This window comes from Dactylosporangium sp. NPDC050688, assembly GCF_040654515.1.
Classification (GTDB): Bacteria; Actinomycetota; Actinomycetes; order Mycobacteriales; family Micromonosporaceae; genus Dactylosporangium.
The window spans coordinates 1-20,636 of sequence record NZ_JBFAIC010000111.1; the positions used below are offsets into that span (position 1 = coordinate 1).

Annotated in this window: 18 protein-coding genes; 2 read left to right on the plus strand and 16 right to left on the minus strand. The window is 69.0% G+C overall.

Features of this window, described 5'->3' with window-relative positions; all coding sequences use genetic code 11:
- Positions 1 to 2,345, plus strand: a 2,345-nt coding sequence (locus tag AB0H83_RS49125; protein WP_360109976.1) for a hypothetical protein, incomplete at its 5' end; no start/stop codon positions are given.
- A gap of 158 nt (positions 2,346 to 2,503) precedes the next feature.
- Here the strand turns inward: AB0H83_RS49125 and AB0H83_RS49130 are convergent.
- Positions 2,504 to 2,704, minus strand: coding sequence for a hypothetical protein (locus tag AB0H83_RS49130; RefSeq protein ID WP_360109979.1), 201 nt, complete (start codon positions 2,702 to 2,704; stop codon positions 2,504 to 2,506).
- A 222-nt stretch (positions 2,705 to 2,926) separates the two neighbouring features.
- On the opposite strand from AB0H83_RS49130, the gene AB0H83_RS49135 reads away from it, so the two are divergent.
- On the plus strand, positions 2,927 to 6,730 hold the full coding sequence (locus tag AB0H83_RS49135; RefSeq protein WP_360109982.1) for a hypothetical protein: 3,804 nt from the start codon (positions 2,927 to 2,929) through the stop codon (positions 6,728 to 6,730).
- A 40-nt stretch (positions 6,731 to 6,770) separates the two neighbouring features.
- On the opposite strand, the gene AB0H83_RS49140 is transcribed toward AB0H83_RS49135, so the two are convergent.
- The 15 genes from AB0H83_RS49140 to AB0H83_RS49210 form a co-directional block, all read right to left on the minus strand.
- The gene (locus AB0H83_RS49140) at positions 6,771 to 8,204 is read right to left on the minus strand and encodes a hypothetical protein (protein ID WP_360109985.1); all 1,434 of its coding nucleotides are present in this window, start codon (positions 8,202 to 8,204) and stop codon (positions 6,771 to 6,773) included.
- A 400-nt stretch (positions 8,205 to 8,604) separates the two neighbouring features.
- Positions 8,605 to 8,922, minus strand: coding sequence for a helix-turn-helix transcriptional regulator (locus tag AB0H83_RS49145; protein ID WP_360110025.1), 318 nt, complete (start codon positions 8,920 to 8,922; stop codon positions 8,605 to 8,607).
- Positions 8,922 to 9,095 carry a hypothetical protein gene (locus AB0H83_RS49150; RefSeq protein WP_360109988.1) on the minus strand — a complete coding sequence of 58 codons (174 nt, stop codon included), beginning with the start codon at positions 9,093 to 9,095 and terminating at the stop codon, positions 8,922 to 8,924. The genes AB0H83_RS49145 and AB0H83_RS49150 overlap by 1 nt, the downstream gene beginning before the upstream one ends.
- Positions 9,096 to 9,243: 148 nt before the next feature.
- On the minus strand, positions 9,244 to 10,524 hold the full coding sequence (locus AB0H83_RS49155) for a hypothetical protein (protein WP_360109991.1): 1,281 nt from the start codon (positions 10,522 to 10,524) through the stop codon (positions 9,244 to 9,246).
- On the minus strand, positions 10,518 to 10,973 hold the full coding sequence (locus tag AB0H83_RS49160) for a hypothetical protein (protein WP_360109993.1): 456 nt from the start codon (positions 10,971 to 10,973) through the stop codon (positions 10,518 to 10,520). Before AB0H83_RS49160 ends, AB0H83_RS49155 begins: the two co-directional genes overlap by 7 nt.
- A 1-nt stretch (position 10,974) precedes the next feature.
- Positions 10,975 to 11,916, minus strand: a complete 942-nt coding sequence (locus tag AB0H83_RS49165) for a hypothetical protein (protein ID WP_360109996.1) — start codon at positions 11,914 to 11,916, stop codon at positions 10,975 to 10,977.
- A gap of 9 nt (positions 11,917 to 11,925) precedes the next feature.
- Positions 11,926 to 12,879, minus strand: coding sequence for a transposase (locus AB0H83_RS49170; RefSeq protein WP_360109999.1), 954 nt, complete (start codon positions 12,877 to 12,879; stop codon positions 11,926 to 11,928).
- Entirely contained in the window at positions 12,851 to 13,165 is a 315-nt protein-coding gene (locus tag AB0H83_RS49175; RefSeq protein WP_360110002.1) for a hypothetical protein, read from the minus strand. Before AB0H83_RS49175 ends, AB0H83_RS49170 begins: the two co-directional genes overlap by 29 nt.
- Positions 13,131 to 13,631 carry a transposase gene (locus AB0H83_RS49180; protein WP_360110005.1) on the minus strand — a complete coding sequence of 167 codons (501 nt, stop codon included), beginning with the start codon at positions 13,629 to 13,631 and terminating at the stop codon, positions 13,131 to 13,133. The genes AB0H83_RS49175 and AB0H83_RS49180 overlap by 35 nt, the downstream gene beginning before the upstream one ends.
- Positions 13,632 to 13,703: 72 nt before the next feature.
- Positions 13,704 to 15,011 carry a hypothetical protein gene (locus AB0H83_RS49185; RefSeq protein ID WP_360110007.1) on the minus strand — a complete coding sequence of 436 codons (1,308 nt, stop codon included), beginning with the start codon at positions 15,009 to 15,011 and terminating at the stop codon, positions 13,704 to 13,706.
- The gene (locus AB0H83_RS49190) at positions 15,008 to 16,732 is read right to left on the minus strand and encodes a hypothetical protein (RefSeq protein WP_360110010.1); all 1,725 of its coding nucleotides are present in this window, start codon (positions 16,730 to 16,732) and stop codon (positions 15,008 to 15,010) included. The genes AB0H83_RS49185 and AB0H83_RS49190 overlap by 4 nt, the downstream gene beginning before the upstream one ends.
- On the minus strand, positions 16,732 to 18,198 hold the full coding sequence (locus AB0H83_RS49195; RefSeq protein ID WP_360110013.1) for a site-specific integrase: 1,467 nt from the start codon (positions 18,196 to 18,198) through the stop codon (positions 16,732 to 16,734). The genes AB0H83_RS49190 and AB0H83_RS49195 overlap by 1 nt, the downstream gene beginning before the upstream one ends.
- 90 nt (positions 18,199 to 18,288) lie before the next feature.
- On the minus strand, positions 18,289 to 18,768 hold the full coding sequence (locus AB0H83_RS49200; RefSeq protein ID WP_360110016.1) for a tyrosine-type recombinase/integrase: 480 nt from the start codon (positions 18,766 to 18,768) through the stop codon (positions 18,289 to 18,291).
- A gap of 100 nt (positions 18,769 to 18,868) precedes the next feature.
- Complete coding sequence (locus tag AB0H83_RS49205; protein WP_360110019.1) at positions 18,869 to 19,228, minus strand: hypothetical protein; 360 nt, start codon at positions 19,226 to 19,228, stop codon at positions 18,869 to 18,871.
- A gap of 90 nt (positions 19,229 to 19,318) precedes the next feature.
- Positions 19,319 to 19,837 carry a hypothetical protein gene (locus tag AB0H83_RS49210; RefSeq protein WP_360110022.1) on the minus strand — a complete coding sequence of 173 codons (519 nt, stop codon included), beginning with the start codon at positions 19,835 to 19,837 and terminating at the stop codon, positions 19,319 to 19,321.
- Positions 19,838 to 20,636 lie beyond the last annotated feature (799 nt).

Below are 20,636 nucleotides of genomic sequence, written 5' to 3' on the forward strand. Positions count from 1 at the left end.
ACCCATTGCCGAAGGCGACGCTGAGCGACCTCCTCAACGCCAAGTCAACGCCCACCAGAGAGACCGTGATCGCGTTCCTGACGGCGTGCGGTCTCCTCGACGACATGGCGCAGCGACCCTGGTTGGACGTGTGGGAACGAGTTGCCACCGCTCACCAGCCACGTCCCGACGGTGCCGTCCGGGTCCGGGAAGCCCGCCCGAGGATGCTCGGCGTGCACGCCGCGATCCAGATCCAGGACGTTCGCGGCGAGCTGCCCCCGTACGTGCCACGAGACCTCGACGCGGACCTGCGCACCGCCATCACCGCCGCCGCGGCGAGCGGCGGCCTGGTCCTGATGATCGGCGGCTCATCGGTCGGCAAAACTCGCGCGCTGTTCGAAGCGGTCCAGGCGGCGCTGCCGGAGTGGTGGCTGCTGCACCCAACCGACATGCCTACGATCGGCGCCCACGCCGCCGCGCCGACACCACGCACGGTGCTATGGCTCGACGAACTGCAGCGCTACCTCAACCACCCGGCCCGACTCACCCTCGGCGTCCTGCACCGGCTCATCACTGCCCGCACGGCCGTCGTCGCCACCCTGTGGCCCGACGAATACAGCAAACGCACCGCCCGCCCCGTAGCCGGCCAGTCCGACCCGCACGCCGATGACCGCGAGATCCTCCGCCTGGCCCACATCGTTCAGGTGCCAGACCGGTTCACCACCACGGAGCGCCGCCGGGCCGAGGCCCTCGCCAACACCGACCGGCGGCTACGGATCGCACTGGACACCACCGACGCCGGCTTCACCCAGGTCCTTGCCGCCGGCCCAGCACTGATCCAACGCTGGGAAACGGCCGAGGACTGCTACGGCCAAGCGGTCATCACCGCCGCCCTCGACGCCCGCCGCGTCGGCGCCCAACACCCAGTCACCCGCGACTACCTGACCGCCGCCACCCCGGCCTACCTCACCCCAACCCAGCAGGCCACCGCCCCACCGGACTGGCTCGAGCAATCCCTCGCCTACGCCACCACCCCCGTCCACGGCGCCACCGGCTGCCTCAACCCCGCACCCGGCGGCATGAGCACCATCGCCGGCTGGACCGCAGCCGACTACCTCCATCAACACGCTCGCAACCGTCGACGTACGGATCGCCTGCCTAGCGCGGTGTGGGAAGCGCTCATTGCTCATCGCCACCCCGACGACACGCTCATGTTGGGGCTAGGTGCTGACCGGCGAGCTCAATACGGGTATGCCGAGATCCTGTTGCGTCAGGCAGCCGATGCGGGCGACCTGGTCGCCGGAATCGCTTTGGCCAGGATTCTGACCGACGCGAACCGGATAGACGATCTGCGCGACCGCGCGGAGGCCGGCGATCCGAACGCGAGCTCAGCCTATGCGCACATACTCGCCCAACAGGGAGAGCTTGAGGAACTTCGCGCTCGCGCCGGCGTGAACGCTCACGATTTCCCGGCCGCCTCGTACCTGGCAGACCTGCTCGCCAAACGCGGTCTCTGGGAAGAACTGCAGTCGCGCGCCGATGCGGGCGACGACGTCTCCGCAGCGAAGCTGGCCGATGTTCTGATCGAGCAAGGGCAGACGGAGGAAGCGTTAGCCTTCCTTCGCGCCGAGGCAGACGACGCTGGCGAGAATCTCTGCTCCCAGCGCCTGGTTGACCTCCTCGTCAACCTGGGACGACCCGACGAGCTTCGCGCCCGCTCCAATGCTGGTGACCTCAACGCCACCTACCGGCTCGTCGACCTGCTGGAGGACCAAGGCGACAACACCGAGGCGCTGGCGCTGCTACGCAAAATGGCAGCCGCCGGAGATGAATACGCTGCGGAGCGACTCCCGCGCTCGCTCCGCATGTTAGGCATGGCGGAAGAGCTTCGAGCGCTCGCTCAGGCCGGCGATGCCGAGGCAGTCAAACAACTCGCCATTCTCGCTGCTGGACAGAGCGACAACATCGCGCACGTCGGTCCGCCACAGAAGGACGAATACCTAGAAGAGATTTATGCCCGAGCCAGAGCGGGCGACGAAGATGCTGCGTGCCGGTTCGCTACCCTGATCGTCAATCAGCATGATGTAGATGAGGCAATCACCGTCCTAGGTCCGTTGGCCGACGCAGGTAGTTGGAACGCCGCAGACCAGCTGGCCCGCATGCTGGCCGACCACAACCGGATCGACGAGTTGCGCAAGCGCGCTGATAATGGCGACGATCGTGCTGCCGAACAGTTAATTCGCATTCTTATCGAACGAGGGCAGCTTCGCGACCTTGAAGACGAGCTGGCTGCGGGCACAACAGGAGCAGCACGAGCATTACGTCGTCGCGCGCAGGCAAACCGCCCGCTACCTGACACCAACTAAAGATGCACCGTTTTGACTGGTGGAGTGCATGTATTCAGATGTGCGCTATTCCCTGATCATGGATGAGCTGCGGCCAGCGGCAAGGCCATATGGTGCATACGCTCCATCTGAGCGCACTCACGTGTGGAGCCCGCGCTCGATCAGAGCGTGGGCTCGTGTCACTTCTGGTCGTCGACGAGGGTGTTGAGCTTGTCGAGGACCCACAGCGCTGCCATCGCTGTGATGGCGGGGCCGACGCCAGGACCGTTGTAGCCGAGGTGCGCGGCGACGGTCTCCGTAGTGGTGCCGACCGCAGATCCGGTGATCATCGAGGCGGTGGTGATAACGAGCGTGCGGGTGGTGAGGGGCTTGCGCTTCATGGTTTCCTCCTGGGTGCTCGCCGAGTGGCGTGCCTCCAGGAGACCCGCGGCGAGGCGTTCGGTGGCTGAACGGCGAACACTTAACGCTCTGCCTCGCCGCTGACCTGCAGCGATCGGGCCCGGCACGTGTTCGGTCACCGAACGCGGCGAACGGTGGTACGCGTATCGATATCCTGCGAGGGTGGACTTTCCGGCGGAACGATGAGCGGAGGCCGCGGGGCGGTGGGTCGCCACCGCGATCTGCTGGACCTGTTCGCCGAACTCTACGAGCGCGCTGGACGCCCCTCGTGGCGCTCGGTCGCAGGGGCAGCGAAGATCTCACCGAGCTACCTCAGCGAGGTACTCAACGGCAAGAACATACCCAGCGAAGCCGTGACCGTCGCGATCACCAGGACGCTAGGCGGGACCGCGGACGAGCGGCGCCGAGCCCGCGAGCACGCCGCGGCCGCCGTCGCGGACCGTGCCCGCACGCTTCGGGACCGCACCGACTACGACCACGGCGGCGCCGAGGGCACGTTGGCGGTCGGGCGGGGCGGCGAGCCGGCCAGGTGGTTACAATCCGGGTACGTCACACCGCGGCTGGTTCGGTCTGTCTACATGGAGCAGGTCCGCCGAATTGCCCCACCTCGGCTGCTGGACCGGGATACAGAGCTGGGCGAGCTGGCGGCGTTCTGTCTGCAGGAGGGCCGCGGGCCGTATGTGTGGTGGCAGGCCGGACCGTGGGCGGGCAAGTCCGCGCTGCTGTCCACGTTCGTCCTCAACCCCCCGCCGGAGCTGGCCGAACGGGTGTGGCTGGTGTCGTTCTTCATCACCGCCCGCCTTGCCGCCCAGGACACTCGCGATGCGTTCGTCACCTTCCTCACCGAACAGTTGTGCACGCTCACCGGCCAGGATCTGCCGACCACTGCCAGCGAGGTAACTCGGGAAGCGGTCCTGCTGGATGTGCTCACCCAGGCTGCCACTGCCTGCCAGCACGCCGGACGGCGGCTTGTCCTCGTCGTTGACGGCCTAGACGAGGACAGCGGCGTCACCACCGGCCCGCACGCGCACAGCATCGCGGCGCTGCTGCCCGCACAACCCCAGGCCGGGATGCGGATCATCGTCGCCGGGCGCCCGAACCCACCCGTCCCCGACGACGTCCCACCCTGGCACCCGCTGCGCAGTCCCGGCATCATCCGCCTCCTCAGCGACTCGCCGCACGCGCGGGATCTCGAGCATGCTGGGAAGACCGAGCTCAAACGGCTGCTTGGCGGCAGCGATCTGGACCGAGACGTAGTCGGGCTGCTTACTGCCGCTGGCGGTGGCCTATCCAGCTCCGACCTGAGCGAACTCCTTGACGCCGATCCCCTCGACATCGAAGCAGTCCTGAACACCGTCGCCGGGCGCACCTTCACGCACCGCCCCAGCATCTGGAGCGATCACAGCTTCGACGTCTACCTGCTCGGCCACGAAGAACTGCAGCAAGCCGCCATCTATTACCTCGGGCGGAAACTCGGGGCCTACCGCGACCGCATCTACGCCTGGGCCGACACCTACCAAGTCCCCAGCCCCAACGGGCCCGCCTGGCCCGAGCACACCCCGGTATACCTGCTCACCGGATACCCCCGCATGCTCACCGCCGCAGGCGACCTCGGCCGGCTTGTCCTCCTCGCCACCGACCCCGCCCGCCACGACCGCATGCTCGATACCACCGGCGGTGACGCCGCCGCCCTCGCCGAGATCGCCACCACCCAGACCCTCAACAGTGCACAGCCCCGCCCCGACTTGGCCATCGCGCTCCGCCTGGCCTGGCACCGCAACCACCTCGCCGACCGCAACACCAACATCCCGTCCCGCCTTCCCGCCGTCTGGGCCGCCCTCGGACAACCCATCCGCGCCGAAACCCTCGCCCGCTCCATCACCGACCCGGACCGGCAGACGCAGGCCCTGGCCAGCCTCGCCTGGGCAGTCGCGGACGCTGGCGAGTACGAGCGGGCCGAGCAGATCGCCCGCTCCATCACGAACCGGTACGAGCAGGCGCGCGCCCTGGCCAGTCTGGTCCGGGCGGTCGCAGGCGCCGGCGAGTACGAGCGGGCCGAGCAGATCGCCCGCTCCATCACGAACCCGGACTGGCAGGCGCACGCCCTGACCGGTCTGGCCCGGGCGGCCACGGACGCCGGCGAACACGAGCGAGCCCGCACACTGGTCACCGACGCTGAGCAGATCGCCCGCTCCATCACGAACCCGGACTGGCAGGCGCACGTCCTGACCGGTCTGGCCCGGGCGGTCGCGGACGCCGGCGAGCACGAGCGGGCCGAGCAGATCGCCCGCTCCATCACGAACCGGTACGAGCAGGCGCGCGCCCTGACCGGTCTGGCCCGGGCGGTCGCGGACGCCGGCGAGCACGAGCGGGCCGAGCAGATCGCCCGCTCCATCACCAACCGGTACGAGCAGGCGCCCGCCCTGACCGACCTGGTCCGGGCGGCCGCGGACGCCGGTGAACACGAGCGAGCCCGCACACTGGTCACTGATGCTGAGCAGATCGCCCGCTCCATCACGAACCGGTACGAGCAGGCGCAGGCCCTGGCCGGTCTGGTGCGGGCGGTCGCGGACGCCGGCGAGCACGAGCGGGCCGAGCAGATCGCCCGCTCCATCACGAACTGGTACGAGCAGGCGCGCGCCCTGGCCGACTTGGTCAGGGCGGTCGCGGACGCCGGCGAGCACGAGCGGGCCGAGCAGATCGCCCGCTCCATCACCAACCCGGACGAGCAGGCGCACGCCCTGACCGACGTGGCCCGGGCGGCCGCGGACGCCGGCGAACACGAGCGAGCCCGCACACTGGCCACCGACGCCGAGCAGATCGCCCGCTCCATCACGAACCCGGCCCGGCATGCGCACGCCCTGGCCGGTCTGGTCCGGGCGGTCGCGGACGCCGGCGAGCACGAGCGGGCCGAGCAGATCGCCCGCTCCATCACATACCCGGACCGGCAGGCGCGCGCCCTGACCGACCTGGCCCGGGCGGTCGCGGACGCCGGCGAGCACGAGCGAGCCGAGCAGATCGCCCGCTCCATCACGAACCGGTACGGGCAGGCGCGCGCCCTGACCGACGTGGCCCGGGCGGTCGCGGACGCCGGCGAATACGAGCGGGCCGAGCAGATCGCCCGCTCCATCACCAACCCGGACGAGCAGGCGCACGCCCTGACCGACCTGGCCCGGGCGGCCGCGGACGCCGGCGAACACGAGCGAGCCCGCACACTGGCCACCGACGCTGAGCAGATCGCCCGCTCCATCACGAACCCGGCCCGGCATGCGTACGCCCTGGCCGATCTGGCCCGGGCGGCCGCGGGCGCCGGCGAACACGAGCGAGTCCGCACACTGGTCACCGACGCTGAGCAGATCGCCCGCTCCATCACAGACCCGGACGGGCAGGCGCGCGTCCTGGCCGGTCTGGCCCGGGCGGCCGCGGGCGCTGGCGAGTACGAGCGAGCCGAGCAGATCGCCCGCTCCATCACATACCCGAACGAGCAGGAGCACGCCCTGGCCGACCTGGTCCGGGCAGTCGCGGACGCCGGCGAGCACGAGCGGGCCGAGCAGATCGCCCGCTCCATCACGAACGGGTACGGGCAGGCGCGCGCCCTGGCCGGTCTGGTCAGGGCGGTCGCGGACGCCGGCGAGCACGAGCGGGCCGAGCAGATCGCCCGCTCCATCACGAACCCGAACGAGCAGGCGCACGCCCTGACCGACGTGGCCCGGGCAGTCGCGGACGCCGGCGAGCACGAGCGGGCCGAGCAGATCGCCCGCTCCATCGCAGACCCGGACGAGCAGGCGCACGCCCTGACCGGCCTGGCCGCTATCTGTGAGCCGACCATCGCCCGATCGTTGAGCGTGGCCGCGCTGGCCGTCGGGCAGTGGACGATCCCGCTCACGATGGTGGGCAGGCTCGACGCAAAGGCCTTATCCGACTTCGTGGACGAGTACATACTTCGTCAGCCAAGGCCCGTGCCGCCGGGTAATGGACCGCTATCCGGTACATCAGCGGCAACCTGACGCCCATCGCCTCGACCAGCCGCTACGCGACTCCGACACGTTATCCGGTACATCGCCGGTGTGGTCGGCCGTGACCGCCAAGGTCACCCCAGCTGTGCGGCCGCGACGCCACCACCGTCCAGTCCGCCATCGACGCGTTTCTGTCTTTGCTGCGCTCTCGCGGCGAGGTACGGCGCCCAGTCACGCCGGGCGTGCCGGGCCCAGCGCAACGCGGTGGTGATGCCGATACCGACCAGGTCGGCCAGGACCGGGGTGGGCAGGTCCCCAGCGAGTTCGGCCAGGGCGGTGTTGCGGCCGGGCCGGATGCCGATGCCGTGGCTGCGTAGCCGCTCGGCGAGATGTTCCGGGGTGAGGTGGCTGCCCGGCCGCAACCCGGGAAGAGCCAGCCGTCGTCGGCGCCGTCGACACGCGCGGTCCGGGCGGTGCGGGTCGCGGTCCGATCGGTGACGGCGACGAGCAGCCGCGCGAGCCTCGGCGGGATCAACAGCTGGTGCTCGGCGACGGTGAGGTGTGTCCCTGCCGGAGTCGCGGTGACGTGGTCGCGGCGCAGCCGGGCAAGGACCGTGATGCGGATGCCGAACAGCAGCAGCAGACCGCCGGCGACCCGGACGTCGGTGGGCAGCGCGGTGTCGTGGATGCAGACGCGCAGCTGCCGCCACTGCTCCTCGGCCGCTTGCCGGGACTTCGGGTCGCCGACCGGCAGTGGCGGGACGTCGAGATCGCGGGCGAGGCCTCGGTCGCACGCCCAGGTGATGAAGGGCCGTAGCGCGTACCTGGTGCTCGGCCCATCGCGGAGCCAGCGCTCGATGTGGCCCTGGTTGGCCGTGGCGAGGGTGGCCGGGATGGTGTCGAGCCAGGCCAGGAACCGCAGTGGCTGCACGACGCGGGATTTCAGGCCGTCGATGGCTCCGCGGGTGAGCGGCTGATCGCGGGATCGCTGCCGGGCTCGGCGCAGGATCATCCATTGGATGAACGGCCGGACGATCGCGGCGTGGGCGGCGGGCCGATCACGCAGTACCGCGCTCATCCAGGCGGTGAGCCGCTCGAGTTCCTCGTCGCGCGGCGGCAGGAGCTTGATCGCGACAAGCAGATCGCGCAGATAGCGTGTGTTGCCGTTGAGCTGGTCGACCGTCTCGTGGGTAAGCCGCTCTGGCGCGGCCGCCAGCGCGCGCAGCGCCGCAGTGGTTGCCGGTTTGCCGAGCCAGGTTATGCCGCTGGTTGGGTTGCGGCCGGCCGCGATCGCGTCGGCGAGCGGCTGCAGCCCCGCGGGCACGAGGCCGTCGGGGCCGACGAGCGCAGCGGCGGCCCGGGCGCGCAACGTGCACCGGGCGCAGAGGCCGTCGGCGTAGATGGGTTCTCCAGTGTCGCAGCGGGGGCAGGCGTAGTCCGGGCCGTCGCCGCACGGGCCGCACAGTCGCTCTCCCGCGACGCCGACCGCGACGAGAATCCGGACCTGCCCGCACCGCGCGCACATGTCCGGATGGTCGCGGCGGGCGCGGTAGCAGGCCCGGCAGACGGGGCCGAGCGGCCAGAACGCGTGTGCGGGCCGGTCCGCGCTGCACAGCGCGCACACCGTCGTGGGCCGGGGCAGGCACGCTTGGCAGGTCGGTTTGCCGCCGCGGTGGCTCGGGCAGGCGCGTCGCCGCCCGCAGGTGCCGCACGTGTCGACGGGGCCCTATAGCAGCTGTTGCACAGGTCCGGCTGCCCGTCCCGGGCTCGCCGCGCGATCACCCCGACCCGGCCGCACCGCCCGCAGAGCCGCTGCGGCGGCTGGTAGCAGCGGCGGCAGACTCGCCGCCGTGCCGGGTCGAGCCGGGTCAGCGCGACGCCCGCCCGGCCGCAGCCGGGGCAGGCCGGCCCGAGCCGGTTGGTGCTCATGCGCCCTCCGGACGGCGGATCCGGGTGTGCTGCACCGGCGGCGTCACGCCGGCCCCAGCCGTGCGTTTGGCCACGGACGTGTTGGTGACCTCGACCTGGATCAGGTCGTTCGGGGTGCAGCCGAGGATGTCGCAGAGTGCGGCGAGGGTGTCCATCGACAGTCGCTGCGGCGGCTGGGTGACGAGGCGGTAGACCTGTTCGCGGGACAGGTCGACGCCCCGTTCGGCCAGCAGCGGCACCAGGTCTGAGGTGTTGAACATGTCGCGGGTGGCCATGAGCTGGCGCAGGTTCCAGCGCACGCCCATCTTCTTGATCACTGCTCGGTCTCCCAGAGGTCGCCGTGGCGCTGCGTGAGTGACCGCGTCAGCAGCTGGTTGCGGTAGGCGTCGGACACGCCGGTGTAGATCGCGGTGGTCGAGGCGTAGGCGTGGCCGACCTGGTCGGACACGAACCGTTCCGGATAGTCGAACTCGACCAGGTGCGTCACATAGGTGCGCCTTGTGTCCGCACTGATCGTGTGCGAACGCCATCGTGTGGGGATTCGACTGCGGTGACTCCGGACGGTCAGGACGGCATTCAGATGGCGTTCCTGTCGCGATTCGGGGCCGCTGTAGTGATCGAGGTCACAGCTTGATTCATGTGCGGACGGGGTTGCCGTGGAGGTTGCCGTCGCCGCAGGGCCAGGGTCCGTTGTCGAGTGGTGCGAGGCCGGTGCTGTCGAAGATGAGTAGTTCGTCGTGGAGGCTGAAGATGACGCGGCCGCGTTCGAGTAGCAGGATTCTGCTCATCACGGCTCGGTCGTCGTCCTGGGCGAACAGCGTCCGGGCTTGGAGGCCGGGGTCGACGGCCAGGAGTTTGCCGTCGCGCCAGAGCACGGCCGTGCCTTCGGCGTCCAGCGCCGGATAGGTGGTGTAGTAGCCGCTCAGCAGCGGGCCGTCGCTCACGGAGCTGTCGGTGTTGAGGACACGGAACCGGGACCGCGACGGAGTGACGTTCTTGGATTCGGCGCCGCTGATGGTGTCGTGGCGGTCGACGAGCATCATGCCGTGACTGGGCCAGGTCTGTTGCGCGTGCCCGTCCGGGTCGTAGTGCGTTGTCGTGAACGCGCCGTAGCCTTGCTGCCCGATGAGGAAGGACCCGGGTCCGGTGATGGCTTTGTGCTCGTAAGGGCCGGGCGGGGTGGTGGTGACGATCGCGCCGGTGACGGTGTCGAGGATGGTGCAGACGCCGATGCCGCTGCTGCCGTCACTGATGTCGGCCAGTACTCGGTTGGCGGAGATCAGCAGCGGCTCCCGGTAGCCGACCGAGATGGTCCGCGGCCGCCACGGCTTCATCGGACGAAGGTCCCAGCCGGTGTCCACGCCCGCTTCAACAACGCCGGGGAAGGACAGTTCGGTGAGGGCGAGCGGTGTGGACCAGATGGTGGCGCTGGCCTGGGTGTGGCGGGCGATGCGGGCAGCCTCACCGGGTGGCGCTTGGCGGTAAGGGCTGGCTGGTAGCCAGATCGTGCAGAAGCCGTCGGGGAGTAGAACGAAGGCGCCGAGGTGTTCGTGGGCTTGATGCTCAGGGACGACCGAGCGGAGGACCTGGCCGTCGGGGCCCACTTCGGTGAAGGTGTGACCGGTGGGGCCACGGTTCGACAGCCAGACCGTGCCAGCAGGGGTGACTCGCGGCGGGCGGGGACGCCCTTCGAAGGTCCGTTGCCAGATGACTCCGCCTGCGGGGTCGACGGCGGTGAGCACAGTGGCGTCGAGGTTGCGTCCGGCAAAGCTGGTCACGAAGATCGGGCCAGCCGGGTCGTGGGTGGCCAGGCCCCAGACTTGCCCTGGCATGACCGTTCGGTCTGGGCTCATTCGCGGTTGATCCTTTCGATGCGTTGCCGTCAGCACGATAGTGCTCGGGGTTGCGTTCAGCACGGGCCGATCTGGGTGTTGCGCGTCGGTAGGCGCTTCACATTGGCTGCTGTCGGGCCAGTAGTTCGGAGGCGGGTGATCTCGTCGTGCTGAGCGGCGAGCCGGGACAGCGCCTCGGTCCTGAACGCGGCGAGTTCGGCGATCGTTTCGTCGCGTTCGGTCAGCCGTTCGCGCAGGGCGGTGTTCTCGGCTTTCAGCCGGGTGATCTGTGCCAGTCGCGGGTCGGGAACGGTTCCTTGCTGCTGGAGGGTGTGGAGTCGGGCTTCGAACTCTTCACGCAGATGGGCGTAGGGCCGATCGCCGTAGAACGCGGTGCGGTCGACTCCGGCCTCGGTGGCCAGGGTCTTGACGTCGCAGCGGCCGTCGGGCGGGATCTCGCCGCGTAGGAGGCGATCCATGGCGGCGCGGATCCGGTTCTCGTTGGCGGTGCGCTGGGCTGCGGTGATGCGCATGTCAGTCCTCGCTCGTGGGGGTGGTGCCGGTGTTGTCGATCGCATCCAGCATGCTCAGCGCTCGGTTGAGGTCGGCTTGCAGCCGAGTTCGTTCGGTCTTGCGGCCAGGTCCGATGCTGCCGAGGAAGGTTTTGGTCTGGGCGGCGTGTTCCGCCCAGACCGGCCGGTGGCAGGGGTGATGGGTGGCTTGCGGGCAGCGGGCGGAGTCACACATCCCGGCCAAGGGCCGGTCGGCGTGCGGGGTGCCGGCGAGTTTCAGGCAGAGTGCCCGGGACGGGTCGGTGAACCAGCAGTAGTTGGCCGTGCCCAGGTGCAGGGTCTGGGCGCGTTTGGTCAGTAGGTTGAGGACTTCCCGGTCGCTGCGCTGGGTCTTCGGCGTCCCGGCTTCGCCGGTGGCGACTTTGCCGTCGACGTGGGCGAAGAACTCGGTCAGTTCGCGGGCGCCGGGTCCGGCGGGCATGATTCCTTGCTGGTAGTTGCTGAACTCGGCCCAGACCAGATCCAGGTTGCGTTGCGCCTCGTGCTTGTTGACCTCGGCCAACAGTTCGGCCTGTGCCCCGCCTGGGCGGGACGCGTAGCCCTCTGTTGTGGCCACTGCGATGTGTTTGAGGTGCAGTTTTGCCGCGAGAAGCCCGCCGGGACGGTAGGCGAGCTCGATCGCCAGCGTTCGGCGCAAGGCTCGCAGGTTGACCGGAGCTCCGGGAATCGGCGTCAGGCCGAGCCGCTGGCCGGCCGGTCCGTTGACCCAGTTGCGGAACCAGGTGTAGCGGACGTCGAACGCGAACCGGCCCAGCAGCGGCACCCCGTTCTCGGGGTTGTCGTGCAGTTGCTCGAGGAGTTGCGCGGCCTGGTAGGCGGGTTCGATGACGACCCATTCGTCCGCGACCCCGCCCAGTTGCTGACCTTTGATGACTTTGCTGGCCAGCTTGATCCTGCTGGCCAATTGTTGGGCTCATGCGGCTTGGGTGAGTCGGGCGAGGTGGCTGGTGCGGGTTCGTTCGAGGGGGTTGTCGTTCCAGTAGGCGGTCAGCCGTATCAGGTTGATTGCGACGGCGCTGAAGACGTTTTGCAGGTGGGTCTTGTCCAGGCCTCGGTAGCGGGCGTGGCGTGTGCCGGTGACGTTGACGGCTTGGCTGATGGTGCCTTCGACACCGGCGCGCCGCGCGTACTTCGCTTGCCAGGCTTGGGTTTGCTGCTCCGTGCGGACCTGGTGGATGGCTTCGTGGACCTGTCGGGGACGTATCGTCAGTTTCCGGCGGCCGGTCCGGTCGGTGGTGCACTGCTGGCGCATGGGGCATGGCTGGCAGGTCGAGCGGGCGAACTGCACGACGATGACATCGCTGCCCCGGTTTGTGGTTGGGCTCCAGACGGTGCTGCTCTGGCCTTGGGGGCAGGTGGCTTGCTGGTTGTCGAAGTCGATCGTGAACGCGGTGCTGTCGAAGCCGTCCGCAGCGCGCGCCTGGATGGAGTTGTTCGCCCGCAACGGGGTGACCAGCGTGATGCCGAAGCGGGCTGCGGAGGCGACGACCAGATCGATGGACGGATACCCGGAGTCCAGGTAGTGCTCGTCGGGCAGCAACCCGCGTTGGTCCAGCCGTTCGTGGATCGGGGTGGTCATCACCGAGTCGTTGACGGTCGCGTCGGTGGTCATCACGTTGGTGATGAGGTTGGGCAGCTCGTTGTCAGCGGTCGGGTCCGGATCGTTGCAGGTTTCGCTGAAATGGACCTTGTAACCGTGCCAGACCTTACCGGCGGCGCGGGTGGCGCCCCACCGGACGTCGGTGTCGTAGGGCGACGCGATGCGCTGTCTTCCCGGCGGGAGACCATCCACTGTGGACTCCCGCCGTTTGACCACCTCCCGCCCGTGCTCGTCCTGCTCACGCACGTAGTTCTGCAGCAGCACCACCCGCAGCACCACCCGCAGCCGGCAGACGGGCCAGCCACGACGGGCTCGCAGCGTCGTAGACCGCTGTCAACAGCGCGAACCCGTCACGGCCGTAGACGTTGGCCAACTCGATCCGGGCGGCCTGCGACGACGGCAGCCGCCACTCGTGGACCCGCTGCCCGTACCGCCTGTCCAGAACCGGCACGTCGAGTGTCTGCCTGACCCAGTCCGGCGCCGCCACCGCCAACGCTTCCAGACACGCCCGTACCGACTCACCAGCCAGTTCCAGCCGGCTCAGGTCCCGCACGGCGGCCACCACATGGGGTGGCGTCCGTGCGCTGCTTGCCACCAGCAGCCAGCAGCCCTTCGCCGACCAGCCTGGCCAGCAGCAGATCAAGGACGCGCTCTTCCAGGCCATGAGCGATCACCCGAGCGCGGAACTCACTCAACACCGACGCGTCGAAGCCCGTATCGGCCAGTTCCAGTCCCAGCGCGTACTTCCACGACAGCTTGTCCCGAACCGCCTCGGCGGCCTGCCGATCGGTCAGGTTCTCCGCCATCTGCAACACCGTGATCAACGCCAGCCGACCAGGCGACCAGCCGGGCCGACCCCGCACCCCGAACGCCACGCCGAACTGCCCATCGGAGAACAGCTCCCCCAACCGATCCCGCACCACCACCGGCAACGGAGCCTCACGCCCGACATACATGGCATGAATCGCCGCAGCGACCTGCGGATCAGGCCCAGGCCACGGCATCGGCTGCATCGACATCGCCGGACCCACCTCCACAACAACCAACAGACAGAAAACCGCAGAACCTACCACGCCACGACGCCGGGACACCTACCACCACAACACTCCCAATTGGCCAGCAGGATCCAGCTTGTAGCGGACCAGCCCAGCACCGTGGTCCTCGACCGGACGGCAGCAGCCGACAGCCAGCTCCATCAGCTCCGAGGAACGCATCCCGGACACCGCGGCCAGCAAGACAATCGCGGCGGTGCGCACGATCCCGACCAGAGCGGCGGCTTCGGCCCGGTCCAGCGGCAGCGTCCAGGCGAGGACACCAGTCCCGTCAGCTCGTTCGACCGCGACAGCGTCGCGGCCGAACTGCTTCTGCGCCCCGACGAGGTCCAGGGTCGCCTCGATCCGATCCCGCAGATGCGGGATCCACTGCCGCCAGAACTGGGTGAATCCGGCCTGGCGGGCCAGCAGCCCGAGGGAGATTCGGGTCAGCGGGTCGTCCGGTGACCAGCCGGCGGCCAGTCGGGCCCGGACGGTGTGCTCGGCCGCCAACGGCAGCGGCTCCCGGCGGCGCTCGTGGTCGGCCAGCACTCGCGTGATCTCGTCGGCCGGCAGCGCGGAGGTGAAGACGTGGTCCCCTTGTCTGAGCGACCACTTCCGGTCTGCCTCCCGGACCTGCGCGATCAGGCTGATCGCGTGCGGGCCGAGGGCGTCGATCAGGTAGCGGGCCGCGGCCAACATCGGCTGCAAGACGGTGTCGGCGACCGGCAGAGTCTTGTTCTGGCCGCGACCGCCGGGCATCTCGGCGACGACCGACGGGGCGGCGCCGCCCCAGGGCTTCAGGCCGTCGGGAACCTGGTCGGCGCTGAACAGCTCCCGGTGATTGACCAGGTCGACGACGGTCTGGGCGGCGGCGCGCCGGGTCGCCGAGCTGCGCTCGCCGACCACCTGGCCGTTGTCGTCGAGCAGGTAGCGGCGGTGAGCCAGATACTGCTCGCAGCTGTCGGTGTCCACCGCGCCGAGATGGGCGACGCCCTGGTCGGTGAGCCAGTTCAGGAATCGGGTCAACTCGGCCAGCCGTCCGGAGGCGGTCTGCAGGTGCAGCGGGGTCCGGTAGACGTGTGGCAAGGGCATCACGGCCTCGTGCCGAGGGGCGAGCATGGCGATGATCTGTTCCTTGGCGACAATCCTCCAGCGAGGATCGATGATCGTGGTGAAGTCGAACCGGCGGCTGACCTTGGCCATCTGGTTCGGCAGGCCGACCACGGCGGTGAAGTCCCAGCGGTCATCCTCGAACACGGGGCGTGGGATGCCGTCGGGCAGCACGAGCCCCGCCTCCCGGCAGACATCAGCGCCGGCGAACACCGACCGGTGCGCACCGGCGGCGCGCAGTGCGGCGACCGTCATCGGGTGGCCTCCTCGGGACGCAGAGGAAGTTCGTCATCGCGGTCGTCGACTCGGGCAGCGGCACCGGCCAGGACTGCGGGGTCGAACCGGTCGAGCACCTGACCGATCCGCTGGGAGTACGGGCCGAACACGGCCATGAACTGGGCGGCGGGCATCTGCCGCCATTGCCGGGAGAAGAACGCCTTCAGTCGCAGCAGGTTCGCGGCGTGCCGGGGCGCGAACACGGCAAGGGGGCAGAGCAGGCAGACCCACGGCCGGGCCGGGCAGGGTTTGCCCTTCGGGCCGTGCAAGCCAGCGAGTTGGTCGGCGCAGGCCGCGGTGAACACATCACGCTCGCCACCGACGAGCTCGGCGATCACCGTGTCGTCCAGGTCGAGCGTCGCGAGCAGGCGCGGGTAGTCCTTGACGAGGGCCGCAGCGTTTTCGTCGGTCACGACCGTAGGCGGGTGGGCCTTGCGGAGCAGGTCGTGCTGGGCGTCTTCCACGATCGCTTCGACCGCCCGCCGCTGCGACGGCGTGGTGGCGGTCAGGTAGTGGTCGCCCTCGACCTGAGCACTGTGGTTGGGGTCGATGGTCGCCCGGCCGCGGCCCGCCCAAGTGCTCTTGTCGCGCAGCGACTGGAACGTGGTGCGAATGCGGGAGCGGTGAATCTTCACCGGTGCCCCGTCGACGTCGGTCACGCCGTGGCGCTGCACCCACCGCTGAACCGCGACCCGGCTGGCCGCGCCGGCCTTCGCGGAGATCTCCGTTCCGCCGGGCTTGCTCAGCCGGATCCACAACTGCCGGCGCTGAGCAGGGCCAGCATGGCTGCGCAGCAGCGCCGAGTGCGCCAGCCACTGCTCCAGCAGCCGGACCGCCCGCCGAGGCAGGGTGAGGCTCTCGGCCGCGGTGCGGCCCTTGAGGTAGGACAGCAGGATCGTGGAGTCGCCGGCCCAGTCGATGCCGTCGGTGACCAGGTCGTCGATGCCGTCGGGCACGATTCCGGAGTAGATCCCGAACAGCAGCCGGTAGGCGATCACCACCTCCAGCGACGGGAACAAGTCCCGGCTCGCCTCCAGCACCCCGCCCCGCTGGCGTATCACGTTGTCCGAGCAGCCCAGATGCTGCCCGAACGCGGCGATGCCCACCGGACCGATCCGGGCCAGCAGCCAGCGCAGATTTTCCGCGCTCCACCCATGCTCACGCGGATGCCGGCCGCGCCCGGCTGCGGCAAGGGCGTGCTTGTGCTGGGTGAACGACTCATCGACGAGGCGGCGGCAGGTCCGGGTGAGCTGCTCCCACTCGTCCTCCGGATAGGGCGGCAACTGCTGGTGGCTGCGCTGCGGGTTGTAGGCCCGGCCGGCCACCAGCTCGGCCAATCTCGGATCCAGGCTTCCGCCGGCAAGCTGGAAACCGTGCAGCAGCCGCCGGGTGCACGCCTCTTTCGGCCCGCCAGCTGCCATCCAGTACTCGGCCATCTGTCCCCGCCGCAGATCCGCCGCCCTACCGAGGAAACCCCGGCCTGCCAGCGTGCGGGCCAGGTGCCGGATGGACTGGGCGTAGTGGTTGACGGAGCCGGCCGCGTCGACCGTGCCGTGCGGATGGATCAACTCCACCAGGCCGGCCACGAGATCCCGGACCAGATCCGGGCAAGGCAAGCCGGTCAGATTGAACCGCGCGGTGGAGCCATCGCTGAACACGCACTCGATGCCCAGCGCGTTGTCCGTCAAGGTGGCCGGCATCAGCCCAGCCCGCCCTCATCGTCGAACTCGGCGTCCACTTCCCGCCCGGCCGCCGCCTTGCTCAGTAGGCCGTCGGTGATGCCCGCAGCCTCGTAGGCGTCGCGGTAGATCCGGGTCGTGTCCAACCGCTTGAGGTACTTTTCCGTGGTCAGCACCGAGGAGTGGCCCAACAGGTCGCGCAGCACCAGCAGCGGGTCGGCTTTGGACAGGTAGAACACCAGCGCGGCGTCGGCGTCGGTGTCCTTCACCAGCTTGGCGGCTTGGCGGTAGTGCCCGCTGACCAGGTATTCCAGCGTGCGCATCGAGAAGGAATGCCGCAGCCGGTGCGGGTGGACATGCGGGAACCGTGGCTCGAACCGGGCGCGGATCCGGTCGGCGGTGCGCTCGAACACCGTGGCCCACGCGGTGAACGGGCCGCCGCTAGTGCGCAACGCCAGCAGGCACGATCCGCCGTCCGGGGCGATCAGCCGGCGCCGTTCGCCCGGGGTCAGCGTCTCCCACTGGCGGCGGACACCATTGATCTCGCCGTTCCGCGCGGTCGGGTCGGTGACCAGCAGCGGCTCTCCCCAGCGCCGCGGCGGCCGCCAGGTCGAGCCGTCCACGGTCGCGGCGCGGTCCAGTTCCAGGTAGTGGTGGACGGCCGCCAACGCCTCGTAAGAGATCCAGGTGGTGCGGAACTTGCGGCCCTTGGTGATCCCGGCGGGCACCGGGAACGGGATCGGGATCGCCGTCGGCTTGGGTGGCAGCTCGGGGATCTCGTAGGTCAACAGGTAGCTGAACTCCTGCAGACGCAGGCCGGTGGCCAGTGCGAGCCCACCGACCGCAGCATTACGGGCCAGCTCACGACCTCGGTAGCCGGTGTCCAGGCCGCCGTCCGGGGCCAGACCGCATAGACCGTTGAGGAACAGGCTGCTGAAATCCGGCTCCAGGTACTTGATCGTCACGTGCGGCTGCGGAGTGCGGCGCACCGCCAGGTTGACCCGAATCTCGCGGCCCGTGCCGTGGAACAACGCCCGCGCGGTCCGGTAGGTGAACGGCTCGGCCTCGGCGTGGCCATGTTCCATCGCCCACCGGTAGAACAGCGACAGGATGCTCATGTGCTGGCCCCAGGTCGTCGCCGCGAACCGTCGCTCGAGCGGCCCCGTCGCCCGGTGCTCGGCGTACCGGCTCAACCCCAGCTTCAACCGTTCCCGCGAGTCGAACAGCCCGACGCCGTGCCCGGCAAGGAACTCCATCCACTCCTTGACGGCCCGCGCGTACGCCTCCCAACTGTTCGACGACGGCGCCCCGCTGGCCAGCAGCTCACGCAACCACCGGTTCACCACGGTCGTCGGTCGCGGCGCGCCCGGCCCGTCCTCGAACCGCAGGTCGTCATCGACCAGGACCGGCATCCGCTCAGCAATCAGCGGCCGATGCTCGACATCCCACGCCTCCCAGCCTTGCGACGAGAAGAAACTCAAAATCATGGACCGGGACCATAGAAACGCGACAGGCCCCTTGGCAACCCACAAACGCCCTGCTCGGCACTGCTGCGGACGCTAATCGCAACACAAAAACTAAGCGGAGATAAAGTGCCGCAGGCAGTGCAGGTCGAGCTCGTCCGGCAGTCCTGCGGCGTCCCGCGCGGCGCAGAACGCGAAGTTCGCTGCGCGATCGGTCAGCCGGCCACGGCGCTCGGTGACGAATAGCGCGGGATGTGCCCCCGGCCCGAACTGTGGCCGGATCTCGGTGACCCACTGTGCGAGGACCGGCACCACCCAGTCCATCTCCGGCACTGTCAACACGGTGCGCCGTTTCGGTGGGCTGCCGTTGCTGGACTTGCCGTGCCGCACGAACAGCCCGCCGTAGCGGCCGAATGCCGGGACCTTTGGATTGTGCCGGAGGTCGGCCAGATCCAGACCGGTCGACTCCGCGCGCCGCAGGCCGAATGCGTAGATCGTTTTGAGCAGCACCGCGTCGCGCTGCGCCGCGAGCGCGCCCTTGCGGCCCCGCGCTCGGACGTCCTCGGCGAGCCCGTCGGCGGCGTCGAACAGCACCTGCACCTCGTCGTAGGTCAGCGGCCGGCGATGCGGTCGGCCTTCGAACGTGCTCGCGTGGACGATGCTGTTGTCCTCGTGCAAGATTTGGGCCGGCACCTCACCGAACCGGTCCAGACACACCTGCGGCCAGCCGTACCGGGCGTCGGGTCACGTAGGCCATGAACAGCCGCAGCACCGTCTGATAGCCCCGCGCCGTGGACACCACGATCGGTTGTTCACCGCCACGCAGCGAATCAAAGAACGCCTCGACCTCGGCCGGGGTCCACTGCCACGGGTACTGGTTGGAGAACACCGCGAACCGCCGGACCAGACCCAACCGCGGTCCGATCGTCCCGTCCTTCAAGAACCGGGTGCGCTGCTGCGCCGCCCACCCTTCCAGCATCGCGTCAAACGCCGCACGCTGCGGCTCGAGATACCGCACGCCGTCGACCAGGACGAGGCCGGCGGAGCCAGGCATCATCTGTCCTGTCTCGTTCGATCTGGGGCATTGGCCCTCCGTTGACCTGCGGTGCCTCATTTTGATTGAGACTGGCAGCTCGTCGTTGTCTCACTCGGGGTGAGGCAACTCGTCGTCCAGTGGGATGAAGCCGACGAACCGTGTCTCGGCCGGCTTGTCCTCTGTGGCCAGGCGGGTTACTTCATAGAAGCCGGTCGGTCCGCCTGGTTGTGGCGGCAGATGGAACTGGGTCCGGCTTCCGAGTTCGTTGGTGGCGTAGCCGGTCTGGCCGGCGAGCGGCCCGTCGAGGTGGACGGCGGCGCAGAAGTCGATGGCCGGCATGGTCACGACACGGTCGAGTCGGTACCGGTCGGCGAGTTGCTCGTGGGTGAGATCCGGCTCGATCAGCGCTGACGTGCCATCGGACACGGTCAGTCGCAGCCGTCCGTATGTGTCGGCCTGGCGGGCGCTGACCACTCCGACGCGTTCAGGTTCCGTCTTCGGGGTTGCCGCAGGTGTGTCTGCGGCATCGACTGGAGTTGGGTCCAGTTCGGGCAGGACATTGAGCCATGCAGCAAGTTCGGTGCGTCGGTGCGCTTCTTCGGCGAAGCGGTCGCCTTCAGCGCTCACGGTGAGCGGGAACGCCTCGGCTGCCAGCCGCCACCTCGGCCCAGACGCGAGCAGCGGTCACCGGCGTACTCCTCGAGTCCAACATGCGGAGCAGGACCAGAAGAACCTACCGGCGTGCCTCAGGTCGAGTGAGACAACACGCCGGATGCCTCAACTCCAATGAGACTGCCTGAGCTCAACCGAGACAGGACATCATCCCGCCATCGCTCACGCCATCGACGCTAGAACCCCTGTTGCATCAAACGCAACATTGTTGCATCGAGATTCAGCCGCACGTGGGACTGCCCGCCCGCTCGGGGCAGGCCTAGGATTAGACCAGTTCAGAGGCTTGGCGATCAGCGTTACCTGTTGCATCTGATGCAATAATTCCTGTTTTACCCAGTATGTTGGTGAAGATGGGCACAACTGGCAGGCGGCAGGCGAACACAAGCGTGGCACAGATGTCGGCTGGCATGGCAGGCGTCGTCCACACAACGCGCCAGTTCGAGCTCCAGCCGACTCGCAAGCGGCACCAGCTATCCGCCAGAAGGCGGCCTCGAACGCGGCGCAGCTTTACCACATCTGTTGCGATGCCTAGGATCATTGACGACGCGACTGAACTGCAAAATACTCTGGTCGGGACGCTGCGACCCCGAGAGAACGTGCATCTTCGTGAACGGCCGCCCTTGGTGGTGGAACGACGCCGCCGGCCAAGCTGCCCACGTTCTGTTCCGCCCCGGGTTAGATGGAGACATCGAAACCTGGAGGAACACCGGCAATGCCTGCACCGAAGAAGTACAACGATGAGCTGCGTGAGCGT

What these genes read in the sequence shown, in the direction of transcription:
- AB0H83_RS49140 (WP_360109985.1), bottom strand. Translation starts at nt 8,204, where the DNA reads ATGTGCGCGCGGTGCGGGCAGGTCCGGATTCTCGTCGCGGTCGGCGTC.
- AB0H83_RS49180 (WP_360110005.1), bottom strand. Translation starts at nt 13,631, where the DNA reads ATGTCGATGCAGCCGATGCCGTGGCCTGGGCCTGATCCGCAGGTCGCT.
- AB0H83_RS49195 (WP_360110013.1), bottom strand. Translation starts at nt 18,198, where the DNA reads ATGATTTTGAGTTTCTTCTCGTCGCAAGGCTGGGAGGCGTGGGATGTC.
- AB0H83_RS49190 (WP_360110010.1), bottom strand. Translation starts at nt 16,732, where the DNA reads ATGCCGGCCACCTTGACGGACAACGCGCTGGGCATCGAGTGCGTGTTC.
- AB0H83_RS49160 (WP_360109993.1), bottom strand. Translation starts at nt 10,973, where the DNA reads ATGCGCATCACCGCAGCCCAGCGCACCGCCAACGAGAACCGGATCCGC.
- AB0H83_RS49205 (WP_360110019.1), bottom strand. Translation starts at nt 19,228, where the DNA reads ATGCCTGGCTCCGCCGGCCTCGTCCTGGTCGACGGCGTGCGGTATCTC.
- AB0H83_RS49185 (WP_360110007.1), bottom strand. Translation starts at nt 15,011, where the DNA reads ATGACGGTCGCCGCACTGCGCGCCGCCGGTGCGCACCGGTCGGTGTTC.
- AB0H83_RS49130 (WP_360109979.1), bottom strand. Translation starts at nt 2,704, where the DNA reads ATGAAGCGCAAGCCCCTCACCACCCGCACGCTCGTTATCACCACCGCC.